Annotated in this window: 14 protein-coding genes and 1 pseudogene; 1 reads left to right on the top strand and 14 read right to left on the bottom strand. The window is 64.0% G+C overall.

The genetic code is table 11. The features are described 5' to 3' along the window. Positions 1 to 58: 58 nt before the first annotated feature. From ABMC89_RS14105 to glpD, 10 genes are all read right to left on the bottom strand, one after another. Complete coding sequence (locus ABMC89_RS14105) at positions 59 to 1,204, bottom strand: iron-containing alcohol dehydrogenase (RefSeq protein WP_349568992.1); 1,146 nt, start codon at positions 1,202 to 1,204, stop codon at positions 59 to 61. Continuing rightward, entirely contained in the window at positions 1,204 to 2,691 is a 1,488-nt protein-coding gene (gene glpK / locus ABMC89_RS14100) for a glycerol kinase GlpK (protein ID WP_349568990.1), read from the bottom strand. Before glpK ends, ABMC89_RS14105 begins: the two co-directional genes overlap by 1 nt. 123 nt (positions 2,692 to 2,814) lie before the next feature. Continuing rightward, positions 2,815 to 4,536, bottom strand: coding sequence for an ABC transporter substrate-binding protein (locus ABMC89_RS14095; RefSeq protein WP_349568988.1), 1,722 nt, complete (start codon positions 4,534 to 4,536; stop codon positions 2,815 to 2,817). A gap of 81 nt (positions 4,537 to 4,617) precedes the next feature. Next, the gene (locus ABMC89_RS14090; RefSeq protein WP_349569705.1) at positions 4,618 to 4,890 is read right to left on the bottom strand and encodes a DUF2160 domain-containing protein; all 273 of its coding nucleotides are present in this window, start codon (positions 4,888 to 4,890) and stop codon (positions 4,618 to 4,620) included. A 17-nt stretch (positions 4,891 to 4,907) separates the two neighbouring features. Beyond that, a complete protein-coding gene (locus ABMC89_RS14085; protein ID WP_349568986.1) occupies positions 4,908 to 5,234 on the bottom strand; it encodes an SH3 domain-containing protein in 327 nt (108 codons plus the stop codon). Then, positions 5,234 to 6,100, bottom strand: coding sequence for a carbohydrate ABC transporter permease (locus ABMC89_RS14080; protein ID WP_349568984.1), 867 nt, complete (start codon positions 6,098 to 6,100; stop codon positions 5,234 to 5,236). Before ABMC89_RS14080 ends, ABMC89_RS14085 begins: the two co-directional genes overlap by 1 nt. A 1-nt stretch (position 6,101) precedes the next feature. Next, a complete protein-coding gene (locus ABMC89_RS14075) occupies positions 6,102 to 6,971 on the bottom strand; it encodes a carbohydrate ABC transporter permease (protein WP_349568982.1) in 870 nt (289 codons plus the stop codon). After that, entirely contained in the window at positions 6,971 to 8,047 is a 1,077-nt protein-coding gene (locus ABMC89_RS14070; protein ID WP_349568980.1) for an ABC transporter ATP-binding protein, read from the bottom strand. Before ABMC89_RS14070 ends, ABMC89_RS14075 begins: the two co-directional genes overlap by 1 nt. Before the next feature lie 10 nt (positions 8,048 to 8,057). Then, on the bottom strand, positions 8,058 to 9,146 hold the full coding sequence (locus tag ABMC89_RS14065) for an ABC transporter ATP-binding protein (protein WP_349568978.1): 1,089 nt from the start codon (positions 9,144 to 9,146) through the stop codon (positions 8,058 to 8,060). A gap of 9 nt (positions 9,147 to 9,155) precedes the next feature. Beyond that, the gene (gene glpD / locus ABMC89_RS14060) at positions 9,156 to 10,742 is read right to left on the bottom strand and encodes a glycerol-3-phosphate dehydrogenase (RefSeq protein WP_349568976.1); all 1,587 of its coding nucleotides are present in this window, start codon (positions 10,740 to 10,742) and stop codon (positions 9,156 to 9,158) included. Positions 10,743 to 11,015: 273 nt separating this feature from the next. On the opposite strand from glpD, the gene ABMC89_RS14055 reads away from it, so the two are divergent. Further along, positions 11,016 to 11,807 carry a DeoR/GlpR family DNA-binding transcription regulator gene (locus tag ABMC89_RS14055; protein ID WP_349568974.1) on the top strand — a complete coding sequence of 264 codons (792 nt, stop codon included), beginning with the start codon at positions 11,016 to 11,018 and terminating at the stop codon, positions 11,805 to 11,807. Here the strand turns inward: ABMC89_RS14055 and ccoS are convergent. The 4 genes and pseudogenes from ccoS to ccoG form a co-directional block, all read right to left on the bottom strand. Continuing rightward, positions 11,795 to 11,944 (bottom strand): annotated as a pseudogene (ccoS, locus tag ABMC89_RS14050) (cbb3-type cytochrome oxidase assembly protein CcoS); the annotation flags it as partial. The gene ABMC89_RS14055 and the pseudogene ccoS sit on opposite strands and share 13 nt — an antisense overlap. Then, positions 11,941 to 14,058 (bottom strand): heavy metal translocating P-type ATPase, encoded by a 2,118-nt coding sequence (locus ABMC89_RS14045; RefSeq protein WP_349568972.1) that lies wholly within the window; start codon positions 14,056 to 14,058, stop codon positions 11,941 to 11,943. The pseudogene ccoS and the gene ABMC89_RS14045, both read right to left, overlap by 4 nt. Continuing rightward, entirely contained in the window at positions 14,055 to 14,507 is a 453-nt protein-coding gene (locus ABMC89_RS14040; protein ID WP_349568970.1) for a FixH family protein, read from the bottom strand. The genes ABMC89_RS14045 and ABMC89_RS14040 overlap by 4 nt, the downstream gene beginning before the upstream one ends. Next, the gene (gene ccoG, locus ABMC89_RS14035; RefSeq protein ID WP_349568968.1) at positions 14,504 to 16,048 is read right to left on the bottom strand and encodes a cytochrome c oxidase accessory protein CcoG; all 1,545 of its coding nucleotides are present in this window, start codon (positions 16,046 to 16,048) and stop codon (positions 14,504 to 14,506) included. Before ccoG ends, ABMC89_RS14040 begins: the two co-directional genes overlap by 4 nt. Positions 16,049 to 16,146: the final 98 nt, after the last annotated feature.

Genomic DNA, 16,146 nt, shown 5'->3' with positions numbered 1-16,146 from the left:
AAACTGCAAGCGCTGGCGCCACAAGCGACCATGCGACAGTGTTGGGGCCCGGCCGCACCTATTGCGCGTCCGCCAACATCCGCTCGAAGGCTTCCACCGGCAGGGGCAACGCCCCCTTGCGGCTGGAGGACGCATCGGGGGCGGCCTGCGCGAGGCGCGCGTGATCGTCGGGTGTCACGCCCCAGTCGCCAAGCCGCGCAAGGCTCGCACTGTCGATCCACGCTGCAAAGCCAGACAGCGGATCGTCCGACACGGTCGGTGCGAAAGCGTCCGCGATCATGGCATTGACCGCTTCGGTCCGCACCCGTGCCGCAGAGCCTCCGGCGGCGTGGGCCGCGGTCAGGCGCAGGGTGGGCAGCAGGAAACGGCCGCACAGGCCGCCGTGCGGTGCCGCGAAATCTCCGCCGACCACCGATGCGAGGCCGTGCGCCGCGCCGAGCCCCCCATTGGCCAGCGCGAGCCCGCTTGCGGTGCTGACCCACGCCATGTCTTGCCACGCGGCAGCGCTGCCGGTCTCGACCACCTGCGGCAGGGCGCGCAGCCCCACCGGTATCGCGGCCCGTGTCAGAGCATCCGTATAGGGCGTGGCCAGCGCCGATGTGTACGCCTCGATCACCTGACAAATCGCGTCGAGGCCGGATTGCAGCACCACGCTGCGCGGCGCGCCCTGCATCAGCTCCGGGTCGACCAGCGCGTGGGTCGGCGTGATCGCCAGCCCCCGCAAGCTGATCTTGGCGCGGCGGCTCGGTACATCGAGAACCGCATTGGCCGTCACCTCTGCCCCGGTGCCCGCCGTGGTGGGCAGCGCGATGCACGGGATCTCGGGCGCTTGCGCGAGTATCTCGGCGGCGATGGTGTCGAAATCATCGTCGAGCGCGCGTCCCCGCGCCACCAGGAAGGCCAACGCCTTGCCGGTGTCGATGACCGATCCGCCGCCACAGGCGACCACCGCCTGCACGCCCCAGCCAAGGCCGCGCATCGCGGCATTCACGGATGCGACCGACGGCTCGCCGCTGGCGATCACCGTGTCGATTGAGATCCCCTCCGCCGCAAGGGCAGCGGCAACCGGATCGGCCGCGCCGCTGCGCCCGCGCACAAGAGCGACCCGCGTCGTCCCGCGCGGCAGAACTTCGGCGACCTGGCCAGCCACACCCGTACCGAAGCGTATGGCGGTGGGCGTATTTATCCCGAATACCCGCTCCATCAGTAGCTCAGCGTGGCCGAGACGGCCCGCTGCCAGTTTGCGTATTTCTCTTGCCGCACGCGCTCTTCCATCGCCGGTTCGAACGTCCGCTCCAGCGCCCAGGTCTTGGCGAACTCCGCCTGTCCGGGCAACAGGCCTGCCTTCATGCCCGCCAGCCATGCAACGCCCAGTGCGGTCGTTTCCAGAACCTTCGGCCGATCCACGGGCGCGTCGATGATATCGGCCAGAAACTGCATCGCCCAGTTCGACGCGCTCATCCCGCCATCGACGCGCAGCACCGGTGCGGCGCCGCCGTCCTGCCAGTCGGCGTGCATCGCATCCAGCAGGTCGCGCGTCTGGTAGCCCACGCTCTCCAGCGCTGCCCGCGCCATTTCCTCGGGGCCGGAATTGCGGGTCAGCCCGAACACCGCACCGCGACATTCAGGGTTCCAGTAGGGCGCGCCAAGACCGGTGAACGCGGGCACCAGAACCACGGATTGCGTCGGGTCCGCCGCCTCGGCCAGCGGTTGCGTCTCGGACGCTTCGCGGATGATTTTCAGGCCGTCGCGCAGCCACTGCACCACCGCCCCCGCGATAAAGATCGACCCTTCCAGCGCGTAGGTCGGCTTGCCCTCCAGCTGGTAGGCAATGGTCGTCAGCAGGCGGTTGGACGATTTGACCATCTGGTCGCCGGTATTGAGCAGGGCAAAGCAGCCGGTGCCGTAAGTGGATTTCAGCATCCCCGGCTCGAAACAGGCCTGCCCGATGGTCGCCGCCTGCTGGTCCCCCGCCACACCGCAAATCGGGATCGGCCGTCCGAAGAGATCGCTGCGGCAGCTGCCGTAATCATCGGCGCTGTCGCGCACGTCCGGCAGCAGCGACATTGGGATGTCAAAGAGCGCGCAGATTTCCTCGCTCCAGCGGCCCTCGCGGATGTCGTAAAGCATCGTGCGCGCCGCGTTCGTGGCGTCGGTGGCGTGCACCTGACCGCCCGTCAGACGCCAGATGATGTAGCTGTCGACCGTCCCGAACAGCAGCTCTCCGCGTGCCGCCTGATCGCGCGCGCCCTCGACGTTGTCGAGGATCCATTTCAGCTTGGTCCCCGAGAAATACGGGTCCAGCAACAGCCCCGTCCGCTCGGCCACCATGTCGGCGTGGCCCGCATCCCGCAGGCTCTTGCAATACTCTGCCGTACGGCGGTCCTGCCAGACGATGGCGTTGTAGACCGGTTTGCCGGTCTTGCGGTTCCACACCACGGTGGTTTCACGCTGGTTGGTGATCCCGATAGAGACGATATCGCCCGCATCGACGCTGCCGCGTTCGATCACCGCACGACAGGTGCCCGCGACCGTGGCCCACAGATCGCTCGGGTCGTGTTCGACCCATCCCGACTGCGGAAAAATCTGTTTGAATTCCTCCTGCGCCGTGAACGCAGGTTTCAGTGTCTCGTCGAAGAGAATGGCACGCGAGGATGTCGTGCCCTGATCAATTGCGAGTACGTATTTCATCGCGGCTTTGTCCCTTCGTGGTCGTGTCGTCTGCTGGCGCATCCTGCACCATCTGCGCGGCAACCGCACATTCCAGAAAAAAGGCGGGACGCTCGCGCGCCCCGCCCCGGTTTCAGATCCCGTTTACTGCCAGGATTTGATCAGCTCGTCGTAGGCGACGGTCTTTGGCTCTTCATCCTCGTTCTCCAGCTTGGCGTAGGGTGCGCCGGGCTGTGCGAACCAGTACTCGGCGTCCCGTTCCTCGTTGAGGACGGGGCCAAGATCACCCTGAACGCCTGCGCGCTCAAGCCGTTCCAGCACGCGCTCCTGATCGGCGCAGAGCGAATCCAGCGCTTCCTGAGGAGACTTGGCGCCGGACATGGCGTCACCGATGTTCTGCCACCACAGCTGCGCGAGCTTGGGGTAGTCAGGCACGTTGGTGCCGGTGGGCGACCATGCCACACGCGCGGGCGAGCGGTAGAATTCCACCAGACCGCCCAGACGGGGGGCGCGTTCGGTGAAGTGCTCGCTGTCGATGGTGGACTCGCGGATGAAGGTCAGACCGACGTCGGACTTCTTGAGGTCCACCGTCTTCGACACCACGAACTGCGCGTAAAGCCATGCGGCCTGTGCGCGGTCGACGGGTGTCGATTGCATCAGGGTCCACGAACCCGCGTCCTGATAGCCGATCTTCTGGCCTTCTTTCCAGTACACACCGTGTGGCGACGGCGCCATGCGCCACTTGGGCGTGCCGTCCTCGTTCATCACCGGCAGGTCAGGCTCGACCGTGGCGGCGGTGAAGGCCGTGTACCAGAACATCTGCTGTGCGACGTTGCCCTGCGCAGGGATCGGCCCCGCTTCGGAGAATGTCATACCGGCAGCGGCGGGGGGCGAGTATTTCTGAAGCCACTCGATCGCCTTGGTCACGGCGTAGACAGCCGCAGGCGAGTTGGTCGCACCACCGCGTGCAACGCACGAACCGGTCGGCTGCGAGTTCTCGTTCACGCGGATACCCCATTCGTCGACGGGCAGGCCATTCGGCTCACCCACGTCGCCCATACCGGCCATCGACATCCACGCGTCGGTGTAGCGCCAGCCAAGGCTCGGGTCTTTCTTGCCGTAGTCCATGTTGCCAAAGATGTCGCCTTCGACGCCCATATGGCTCAGGTCGCGACCTGTAAAGAACTCGGCGATATCCTCGTAAGCCGACCAGTTGACCGGAACCCCGAGGTCATAGCCGAACTGTTTCTTGAAATCCGCCTTGTTCTTCTCGTCGTTGAACCAGTCATAGCGGAACCAGTAGAGGTTCGCGAACTGCTGTGTCGGCAGCTGGTAGAGCTTGCCATCGGGACCGGTGGTGAAAGAGGTGCCGATGAAGTCGTCGATGTCGAGTGTCGGCAGCGTGACAGCCGCGCCTTCGCCCGCCATCCAGTCGGTCAGGTTGCGCACCTGCTGGTAGCGCCAGTGCGTGCCGATCAGGTCGGAGTCGTTGATATAGGCGTCATAGATATTCTCGCCCGACTGCATCTGCGTTTGCAGCTTCTCGACCACGTCACCTTCGCCGATCAGGTCATGGGTGACGTTGATACCCGTGATCGCTGTAAAGGCGGGGGCAAGGACTTCGCTTTCGTACTGGTGCGTCGCGATGGTCTCGGACACCACCTTGATGTCCATACCCTGATAGGGCGCCGCGGCATCGACGAAGAACTGCATCTCCGCTTCCTGCTCTTCCCGCGACAGGGTCGACAGATCGCCGATTTCCTCGTCGAGGAACGCGCGCGCCGCATCCATGTCCGCGATAGCGGGGGTGGATAGCATCCCCAGCGCGAACACGACCGCCGTGCTTGATTTCAGATTCAGTTTCATTTTTTCCTCCCGGTTATTGAAACTTGTTTTTGGTTGATGCCCTCCCCGACCCGCAGGCCGGAGACGGCGGCGATACATCGTCTAGACCCAGCGGAAGACCGCAGCGGCATAGACGAGGCAAACGAGAAGCGCCCAGGGCTGGCTGGCACCCACAAGCCCGAGCCAGGCAAGGTTGATGAACGCCGACCCCAGAAGCGTGATGAAAAGCCGGTCGCCGCGCGTGGTCTGCATCCCCAGCACCCCGCGGCGCGGCGTTTCGGGATACCGCGCGGCCAGCACGGTAAAGACGATCAGCGTCGTGGCGATGACGATGAAGAATATCGCGGTGGGCCATGTCCAGGCCATCCAGTCCAGCATGGTTTGCCTCCTCCCTATGGTATCATCTGGCACCAGCCGGTGTGGAACCAGCCGGTCAGATCGGTGCGGCGCCCGTTGATCGACGCGCTTTCGGCAAAGCACCATTTTCCTTGGCACTTGCGGGTGTCGATGGGCATGGAATCCCCGTTCCGCACGCGCGCAATCTCGCGGTACTGCGAACCGGGGCCGGTGCGGATCGACAGAAATCCGTCACCGTTCGGATCGAGGTGCGTCATGATGCAGGCCGCTTCCCATGGCTCGGCCGCTTGCGCGTGGCCGACGGCCGGGAACAGCATGATCGCCACCCCCATAGCCGCCATTTTTGCCGACAGTGCGTTCATCATACCCTCCCCAGGGCAAAGCCCTTGGCGATGTAGTTGCGCACGAAATAGATCACCAAGGCCCCAGGCACGATGGTCAGCACACCCGCCGCCGCCAGCACGCCCCAGTCGATGCCCGCTGCCCCTTGGGTCCGCGTCATGATCGCGCTGATCGGTTTGGCGTCCACCGTGGTCAGCGTGCGCGACAGAAGCAGTTCCACCCAAGAGAACATGAAGCAGAAGAACGCGGCGACCCCGATACCGGACGAGATAAGAGGCATGAAGATCTTCACGAAGAACCGCCCGAAGGAATAGCCGTCGATATAGGCCGTCTCGTCGATCTCTTTCGGCACGCCGCGCATGAAGCCTTCGAGGATCCAGACCGCCAGCGGCACGTTGAACAGACAATGCGCCAGCGCCACGGCGATATGCGTATCGAAGAGCCCGACCGATGAATAAAGCTGGAAGAACGGCAGCGCGAAGACCGCGGGTGGCGCCATGCGGTTGGTCAGCAGCCAGAAGAACAGGTGCTTGTCGCCCAGAAACGTGTAGCGGCTGAAGGCATAGGCCGCAGGCAGCGCCACGGCGAGGCTGATCGCGGTGTTCATCAGCACGTAGATCAGCGAGTTCACGTATCCCATGTACCACGCCGGATCGGTGAGGATCGTCGCGTAGTTCGCGAATGTCAGGTCGTTCGGCCAGAGCGTGAAGCTGTTGAGGATCTCCGTGTTCGTCTTCAGGCTCATGTTCAGCAGCCAGTAGATCGGCACCAGCATGAACAGCAGGTAAAGCGTCATCACGACGGCGGAGCCCTTGACCTTGAGCCTGCGTTTTGCGGGCGCTGTCGCGGTCAGCTTGCCGGGGATGGCTGTTGTCGTGTCGGCCATCTCAGTTCCCCTTGTTATCCATTGTCGTCATGACCGTGTAGAAGACGTAAGAAATGGTCAGGATGACGAGGTAATACATGATCGAGAAGGCGGCAGCGGGCCCGAGATCGAACTGCCCCAGCGCCATTTTCACCAGATCGATCGACAGCAGCGTGGTCGCATTGCCGGGGCCGCCGCCGGTGACGACGAAAGGCTCGGTATAGATCATGAAGCTGTCCATGAACCGCAGCAGGATCGCGATCATCAGAACGCCCATCATCTTGGGCAGTTCGATAAAGCGGAAGACGGCCCAGCGGCTCGCCTGATCGATCTTGGCGGCCTGGTAATAGGCATCGGGGATCGACTTCAGCCCGGCAAAGGCCAGCAGCGCCACAAGCGATGTCCAGTGCCAGACATCCATCACCACGATGGTTGCCCATGCCGCGAAGGTATCCTGCGTGTAGTTATAGTTGATGCCCAGCGCATCCAGCGTATAGCCCAGAAGCCCGATGTCGACGCGGCCGAAAATCTGCCAGATCGTACCGACCACGTTCCACGGGATCAAAAGCGGCAGCGACATCAGCACCAGACAGAAACTGGACCAGAACCCCGATTTGGGCATGTTCAGCGCCACGAAGATACCCAAGGGGACCTCGATCGCGAGGATGATGCCCGAGAACATCAACTGCCGGCCCAGCGCATTCCACATCCGGTCGCTGTCGAGCATCTCTTCGAACCATTCGAGGCCGGCCCAGAAAAACTGGTTCTGTCCGAATGTGTCCTGCACGGAATAGTTCACGACCGTCATCAGCGGGATCACCGCCGAGAATGCCACCAGCAATAGCACCGGCAGGATCAGGAACCATGCCTTCTGGTTGGGTGTCTTTTCCATCAGGCGGCCTCCCCCGGTTTGAGCCAGTCATCGACGTAGACGTTCACATGGGCGGGATCGAAGGTCACCCGCGACATCTCGGCGGATACGCTCTGCCCTTCGTCGGCGACGATGGCGATTTCATTTCCGAAAAGGTCGGCGCGCACGATCTTGTGGCGGCCCACGTCTTCGACACGGCGCACCTTGACCGGCAGACCGCCGGTATCGGAAAGCGACAGGTATTCGGGCCGCACGCCCAGTTCGACCTTGCCGGTCAGCGCGCCGTATCCGCGGCCCAGGTCAACCTGCGTGCCGTGGACCACGGCCTTGGACCCTTCCACGGTGGCGGGGATCACATTCATCCCCGGAGAACCGATGAAGTAGCCGACGAATGTATGCTCGGGCCGCTCGAACAATTCCTCGGGCGTGCCGATCTGGACCACGCGACCGTCGTACATCACGACGACCTTGTCGGCAAAGGTCAGCGCTTCGGTCTGGTCATGGGTGACGTAGATCATCGTATGGCCGAATTCGTGGTGCAGCGATTTCAGCTGGGTGCGCAATTCCCACTTCATGTGCGGGTCAATCACTGTCAGCGGCTCGTCAAAGAGCAGCGCGTTGACGTCCTCGCGCACCATTCCGCGCCCGAGAGAGATCTTCTGCTTGGCATCCGCCGTCAGCCCGCGCGCGCGTTTGTCCAGCGTGTCTTCCATCCCGATCATCGCCGCGATCTGCTGCACCCGCTCGGCCACGTAGCTGGCCGATGCACCGCGGTTGCGCAGCGGGAAGGCAAGGTTATCCCGCACGGTCATCGTGTCGTAGACAACGGGGAACTGGAAAACCTGCGCGATGTTGCGGTCGGCTGTGGAGGCCTGCGTCACATCCTTGTCGTCGAACAGGATGCGCCCCTGACTGGGATGCAGCAGACCGGAAATGATGTTGAGCAACGTCGACTTGCCGCAGCCCGAGGACCCCAGCAGCGCGTAGGCTTCGCCGTCTGCCCAGACGTGGTTCAGCTCCTTGAGCGCCCAGTCGTCTTCGGACGCGGGTTTCGGCAGGTAGGAATGTGCCAGATTATCGAGGGTGATCTTTGCCATAACGCTCTCCTCAGGCCGCCGCTGCGTAGGCTGCGGGGGCCCGGAGCTTGCCCGCCTCATCGAAAATATAGACATGCGCCGGATCAAGGTAGACCGGCAGGGTCTTGCCAAGGTCAAGCTGGTGCACACCGTGGATCAGCCCGACCCAGCGCGCGCCCTGATGATCGAGATGCACGAAGGTCTCGGATCCGGTCAGCTCTGTCACAACCAGCTTCGCATCGAACTTGAGCGCGTCGGTCGTCTTGCGCGTAATCTCGAGGTGGTTGGGACGGAAACCGGCCGTATACCGCCCGTCCGGCAGATCGGCCAAGGCCCCCGTCGCGGCAACGCTCTGGTCGGCGCCGAAGGTCAGTTTCGTGCCGGTCTTGCCGATGTCGAGGAAGTTCATCGGCGGATCGCTGAAGACCCGCGCCGTGGTCGCATCGACCGGCTTGCGGTAGACATCGGGGGTAAGCCCGAACTGGGTGACACGCCCTTCCCACAGGGTGGCGGTATTGCCTCCCAGAAGCAGCGCCTCCTCGGGTTCTGTCGTGGCATAGACAAAGACCGATCCCGCCTCTTCGAATATCTTGGGGATCTCGACGCGCAGTTCCTCGCGCAGCTTGTAGTCGAGGTTCGCCAGCGGCTCGTCCAGCAGCACCAGCCCCGCGTCCTTGACCAGCGCGCGGGCCAGTGCACAGCGCTGCTGCTGACCGCCCGACAACTCCAGCGGCTTGCGCTGCAACATCGGGGTCAGCTGCATCAGGTCGGCGGCCTTTTGTACTGCCGCGTCGATTTCGGCTCTGGATTTGCCCATCAGCCGCAGGGGCGAGGCGATGTTTTCGTAGACCGTCATCGACGGGTAGTTGATGAACTGCTGGTAGACCATGGCGACCTTGCGATCCTGCACGCGCATCCCGGTGACATCGCGGCCTTCCCAGATCAGCTGCCCCGTCGTCGGCACGTCCAGCCCGGCCATCAGCCGCATGAGCGAGGTCTTGCCCGACAAGGTCGGCCCGAGAAGCACGTTCATCGTCCCTTTTTCGAGAGTCAGGTCCGTGGGGTGAATATGCGTCACCCCATTCACCACCTTCGACACGGATTTCAGTTCAAGCGTCATCTTGGTCCCTCATTCCGCCGCATCGCTCTGGCGTGCGTTCACACGGTCGCGAATATAATCTTCGAGTTGCGCCGCCTCTTGCGGGGACAGCCGCAGACCCAGCTTTGACCGGCGCCAGAGCACATCGTCCGCAGAGCGCACGTATTCCTTCGCGATCAGGTGGTCGACTTCGCGCTCGGTCAGATGCGCGCCGAAGTCGCGGCCCAGATCGGAAGCCTCGCGCGCGTCCCCGAGAATCTCTGCCGCTTCGGTCCCGTAGGCGCGCACGAGGCGCTGTGCCCAGCGTGCGTCCAGAAAAGCGTAGCGCGCGCGCAGGCTGTCGATCAACGCCTGCACGCCATCATAAGCAAAATCGCCCCCCGGCAGCGGCACACCTGCGGTCCACGGTCCCTTGAGATCGGAAAAGACCTCCCCGATGTGTTCCAGCGCGCTTTCTGCCAGACGCCGGTAGGTCGTGATCTTGCCGCCGAAGATGTTCAGCGCCGGTGCGCCACGGCTGGTGTCGAGCTTCAGCACGTAGTCACGGGTCGCCGCCGTCGCACTTTTCGCGCCATCGTCGTAGAGCGGGCGCACGCCAGAATAGGTCCAGACGATATCATCCACGCTAATCGGCTCGGCGAGGTATTCGTTAATGAAATTCACCAGATAGTGCTGCTCTTCGGGCGTGCAGTAGGGCTTTTCACTGGCGTCGGGGTGCTCGGCATCCGTGGTGCCGATCAGGGTGAAATCCGTCTCATAGGGGATGGCGAATATGATCCGCCCGTCGGTGCCCTGAAAGAAATAGCATTTGTCGTGATCGAAGAGCCGCTTCGTGACGATGTGGCTGCCGCGCACCAGCCGCACACCGCCCTGCTGGTTGGATTTCAGCGTGCCGCGCAGCACGTCACCGACCCATGGACCGGCCGCGTTCACCACCATGCGCGCGGTCACCCTGCGCCTGGTGTCGGTCTCGCTGTTATCCAGTCCCACCTGCCAGATGCCATCCACCACCTCGGCCCCCGTGACCCGCTCGCGCGGGCAGATCGTGGCACCGCGTGCCTCGGCATCGCGGGCGTTCAGGACCACAAGCCGCGAATCCTCGACCCAGCAGTCGGAGTATTCGTAGGCGCGCTCGAACTTCGGCTTCAGCGCCTTGCCCTCGACCGCGTTGCGCAGATCCAGACGGCTTGTGCCCGGCAGGATTTTCCGACCACCAAGGTTGTCGTACATGAACAGACCCAGACGGATCAGCCACGCGGGCCTGCGCCCCTTCATCCAGGGCATCACGGTATTCAGGATTTTCGAAGTCGGCGTCGTGCCGTCGAACCGCATGCTGGAATGGTAAGGCAGCACGAAGCGCATCGGCCACGAAATATGCGGCATGGCGCGCAGCAGTGTCTCGCGCTCGATCAGCGCTTCGCGCACCAGCCTGATCTCGAAATATTCGAGGTACCGCAGACCGCCGTGGAACAGTTTGGTGGAAGAGGCCGAGGTCGCCGATCCCAGATCGTTCATCTCGACCAGACAGACAGACAGCCCGCGACCCGCCGCATCCCGCGCTATGCCGCATCCATTGATGCCGCCGCCGATTATCAGCAGATCGAAATCCGGTGTCACTGGTGTCCCTCCCAAGGCGCTGATCGTTGCCGCACCCGCGACATTGGTGACAAAAAACGAGCGCAACTGGAAGAAAAAAATGTTCGTTTGGGCGCGAATTGACCTTTGCGCCTGAAATTCCTCACAACTTTTCCTGCGAAAAGAGCCGTTGCAGGGGCCAAACAGGGGCCTAAGAGCGCCTCGGCTTCGCAAACGCGCATAAACGAACAACAGAATCTATGACACGCGCAAGAAACGCGCTAAGACGAACGGGCCGGCCTTTAAGGAGAGCCCATGGTGCAGACGCTGCGCAAACCCGAGATTATCAATATCGCCCGCCGCGAAGGCCGGGTGACGGTCGAGGGGCTGGTGTCGTATTTCGGCGTCACACCGCAAACGATCCGGCGCGACCTGACGGAACTGGCCGAGGCAGGCCAGTTGGAGCGGGTCCACGGCGGGGCAATCCTGCCGTCCACCACCGTGAACATCGGTTACGCCGAAAGACGCGATCTGAACCAGTCGGCGAAGGTGGATATCGCCCGCATGTGCGCCCGCGCGATCCCCAACGATAGCTCCGTATTCCTCAATATCGGCACAACCACCGAAGCGGTCGCGCGCGAATTGCTGCTTCACGAAGGTCTCTTGGTGGTGACCAACAACGTCAATATCGCCACCATCCTGTCGGCCAACCCGAATGTCGAAGTCATCGTGACCGGCGGCAACCTGCGCCGCTCCGACGGCGGGCTTGTCGGGGATCTTGCCGCCCACACGATCCGCCAGTTCAGGTTCGACTATGCGGTGATCGGCTGTTCGGCCCTGCACGAGGGTGGCGATATCCTCGATTTCGACGTGCAGGAGGTCAGCGTCAGCCAGACCATCATCCAGCACAGCGACCACGTTTTCCTTGTTGCCGATGCATCGAAATACGAACGCAAGGCTCCCGCGCGGATCGCGTCGCTCGAGGATGTGGACGTGTTCTATACCGACCGGTCCCCGCCTCCACGCTCTGTCGAACGCTGCGCGGCGGCGGGCACCACGGTGGTGATTGCCGCACATCCCGACCTTTCGGAAGGCGGCGGCGCCTGATCGTCGTCAAGCAGGATGCGCGCGGCATTCCCGGCCGCGTCATCGTATTGATCCGACCGGACGGTCCAGAGGAACGCAACCAGGCCGATCCCGCCCAGCACCAGCGAAATCGGGATAAGCACGACAAGGACATTCATCGGACAAGCCTCATGCGTTGGGCGTTCAGCAGAACGGTGATGGACGAAACGGACATCGCCAGCGCCGCGGCCAGCGGGGTCGCCAGACCGGCCAGCGCAAGCGGCACGGCGATGCAGTTGTAAACCGCCGCAATCGCGAAATTCTGGTGCGACAATGCCCGGGTCGCCCGCCCGATCCGCAGGATCAGCGGCAGGGTGGCGAAGCTCTCGTTCAGGATGACGACATCGGAGGCGCTGCGCGCAGCCTCCAGCGCGGTGGCGGGCGCGACAGAGGCGTGCGCCGCGGCCAGCGCTGCGGTGTCGTTCAACCCGTCACCGACCATCAGAACGCGATAGCCCTGCGCGCGCAGGTCCAGAAGATGCGCCAGCTTGTCCTCGGGCCGCGCGTTGGCGCGCACCGGAAGGTCGATCATCTGGCCCAGCCGCCGCGCGGGGCCTTCGCCGTCGCCGGTCAGGACTTCGGCTGGCAGGTCGAGATCGCCGAGCGCGGCCAGTATGCCGGGGCGCAGGGCCTCTGTCGCCTCAAGCGGTTGCGCGGGGGCATCGCCGATCCTGAAACCCGGCCCCGCGAAGGACCCACCCAGCCACGGCCCCCGCCCCAGCCGGACGGGCAGGCCGTTCCAGCGCGCCGCGATCCCCTGCCCCTGCACCTCGGTCAGATCGGTCAGATCGGCGGCGGCGGTATCGCCCAGCGCCTCAACCAGCGCCCTTGAAAGCGGGTGGTGGGAGTTTTGCGCAAGACCGCGCAGAATGGCGCGATCGCGGGCGTCCAGACCCTCCGGCAGCGCCACGGCCGGGCGGGTCAGCGTGCCGGTCTTGTCGAACACAATCCGGTCGACTTCGGCCAGACGCTCCAGCGCGGTTGCGTGTTTCACCAGAACCCCCTCGCCGAACAAGCGGCTGACCGCGGCGGTGGATACGGCAGGGACCGCAAGCCCCAGCGCGCAAGGGCAGGTAATGATCAGCACCGCAATCGCGACATTGAGCGCATGGCGGATATCACCGGTTGCAGTCGCCCATCCCAGAAACGCGACAAGCGCCAGCAGATGCACCGCCGGAGCGTAGACCTGCGCGGCACGGTCGGCGAGCGCGGTGTAGCGGTTGCGCCCGTTCTCGGCAGTCTCGACCATCGCGGCCATACGGCGCAGTGTGGTGTCGGCCCCCACCGCAGTGGCCCGCAGGCGAACCGGATCGGCAAGGTTGACCTCACCCGCCTGCAACAGATCGGACATGCCCGCCGCCACCGCAGCACTTTCGCCGGTCAGAAAAGACCGGTCCAGAAGCGCATGATCGCTCAGCAGCACGCCGTCCACCGGCACCCGCGCCCCTGAGGGGACGATGACCTCGTCGCCGACGACAAGATCCGTCACCGGCACCCGCCGGGTTCCCCTGGCGGTGACCAGATCCGCCGAATGCACTTCGAGCGCCGTAAGCTCGCCCGCGGCCGAGCGCGCGGCGGACCGTGTGCGGTGATCCATGTACCGCCCGATCAGGAGGAAAAAGGTCAGCGACAGGGCGGCATCGAAATAGGCATGAGCGCCACCGTTGAGCGTTTCGAACAGCGACATCGCGGCGGCCAGAATGATGGCCAGCGAAATCGGCACGTCCATGTTCAGCCGCCCCACGCGCAGCGCGCCCCACGCGCTTTGGAAAAACGGCTGGCCCGCGTAGGCGACCACGGGAAAGGCGATCATCGCCGAGATCAGGTGGAACAGATCGCGTGTCGCATCCGTGGCGCCGGACCAGACCGCAACCGACAGAAGCATGACGTTCATCATCGCGAACCCCGCGACTGCCATGCGGGTCAACAGCGCGCGCCCGGCGTCATCCGCCACCTGCGACAGCGCCGCAAGGTCGAGCGGGAAGCTGTCGTAGCCCAGATCGGACAGCGCCCTGTGGATCCTGTCGGGATCGACGGTGCCCTGCACGGTGAGCCGTTTCAGCGACAGGTTCACACGGGCCGACACCACCCCCGGCACCTCCGCGAGGCCACGCTCGATCTTGCCGATGCAGGCTGCGCAATGGACCTGGGGCAGCGAAAATTGCAGTGCCGGGCCGCTGGCGACGTCCTGCGCCAGATCGGCGGCACTACAGGCGGGGCAGGCGGCGATCATGGCACAACCTTCACGATCAGGCGCTGCTGGAACAATGTGCCATCTTCGGCGCGCGCCTTCAGGCGCAGGTTCCAGTTGCCCCTGCCCGCCTCGACACGCGCGCGCAGGGCGGTGCCGTCAAATCCGAATTGCGGGGCCTGATCGGCGGCGACCGATGTGGCCCGTCCGAAAACCGCGCTTTCGATGACCGGCGCGATCGGCCTGCCGTGATCGAGGATCACAAGGCGCAATTCGTTGCCCTCAAGCGTTGCGCTTACGTCCCAGCCCAACGACAGCTGCGCCGCCCTGTCCGCGTCGAACGACTGGCTTGCCACGTAGGAATTCCTGACCTCCAGCCCCGGAAAACTGCGCACCGCACTCACCGCGAGCGTGAGGTTCACCGCGATGATGGTTCCGAAGGCCAAGGCGAAAACGGTGAAGACGTGCCAGCCCTTTATTTCCCGTGTCATGGTTCTCTCCCGTTGAAGGTGGTTGCGCGGCCGGCACGATCGCCAGAGCCGAGATCTTCGACCCAGATCCGCAGGTCGCTGCGCTGTGCCGTTGCCGCCGGGTCGTCCGCCCGCGCGGTCACATAGACCCGTTGCAGGACGGTGGTATCGGCGGGCACGCTGACGCTCAGGTCGTCTGTCCCCTCAAGCGAGATGCGCAGGATATAGTCGCTCGTCAGGCTGAGGTGGAATTGCCGCGCCTCGCCGGTCTTGTTGCGCAGGCGCACGTCATAGATGTTGCGGATCGCCCCGTCCGACTGGACCACGAAGGTGGGATTGCGGACCGGGCTAACGGTCAGTTCGATATCCGAGCGGATGAACAGCGCGTATACCAGCCCGAAACCGATCAGCGACCAAAGCGCGGTATAGAGGATCGTGCGGGGACGCAGCACGTGTTTCCAGACGGGGACCGGGGCGGCGCCGCCGCGCTCGGCGGTTTCGTCGGACAGCGCGAGGTAGTCGATCAATCCGCGCGGTTTGCCGATCCTGTCCATCACATCGTCGCAGGCGTCAATGCACAGCGCACAGGTGATGCACTCCATCTGCTGCCCCTCGCGGATGTCGATGCCCATGGGGCAGACATTCACGCAGGCCATACAATCGATGCAGTCGCCGTGATCCTGCCGCTCTGCCGCCTGCTTGGCTGTGCCGGCACCCTGCAGCCTGGGATTGGGATAGGGTGTCGGTGAATACCGTACCTGCCCGGGGCCGGCGGCCTGCGCCTCACGCTCGGCCCGCTCGGCTGCGGCGCGGTCACGCTTGCGAACGTTGCCCTTGCCGCGCGGTTCGCCGCGCCAGTCGCGGTAGGCCACGGTGATGGTGTCGGAATCCATCATCGCCGCCTGAATCCGTGGCCACGGACAGGCGTAGATACAAATCTGTTCGCGCATGAAGCCGCCGAAAACGAACGTCGTCGCGGTCAGGATCGCGATGGTAATATAGGCGACAGGATGGGCCGAGAGCGATAGCAGGTCGCGCATCAGCTGCGGTGCGTCGGTGAAGTAGAATACCCACGCGCCGCCCGTCGCCACCGCGATCAGCAGCCAGACCAGCCATTTGCTGATCCGCAACCGCCACTTGCGCAAGCTCCAGTCCGCGCGATGCAGACGGATGCGCGCGTTTCGGTCGCCCTCGATCCAGCGCTCGACCAGTATGAACAGATCGGTCCAGACGGTTTGCGGGCAGGCATAGCCGCACCAGACCCGGCCCAGTGCCGAGGTGAAGAGGAACAATCCCAGCCCCGCCATGATCAGCAGGCCCGCGACGAAATAGAACTCGTGCGGCCAGATCTCGATCCAGAAGAAATAGAAACGGCGGCTTGCCAGATCGACCAGCACGGCCTGATCCGGCAAGGACGGCCCGCGGTCCCAGCGGATCCAGGGGGTGAGGTAGTAGATCCCCAGCGTGACAAGCATGATCCCCCATTTGAGGTTCCGGAATCTGCCCGAGACACGGCGGGGGAAGATCGGCTCGCGCGCCGCGTAGAGTGATTGGTCTGACATGGTGTTCCGTCCTGTTCGCACAGACCCTTCTAGGCAGCGATTCCGCAGGCCGCCTTGATCTGAATCAAGAGGCCCCGAAGCAGGTCACCTGATGCGAA

This window comes from Sulfitobacter sp. HNIBRBA3233, from assembly GCF_040149665.1.
Taxonomy (GTDB): Bacteria; Pseudomonadota; Alphaproteobacteria; order Rhodobacterales; family Rhodobacteraceae; genus Sulfitobacter; species Sulfitobacter marinivivus.
Note: the sequence above shows the minus strand (reverse complement) of the source record. Positions and strands in the feature narration are given on the sequence as shown.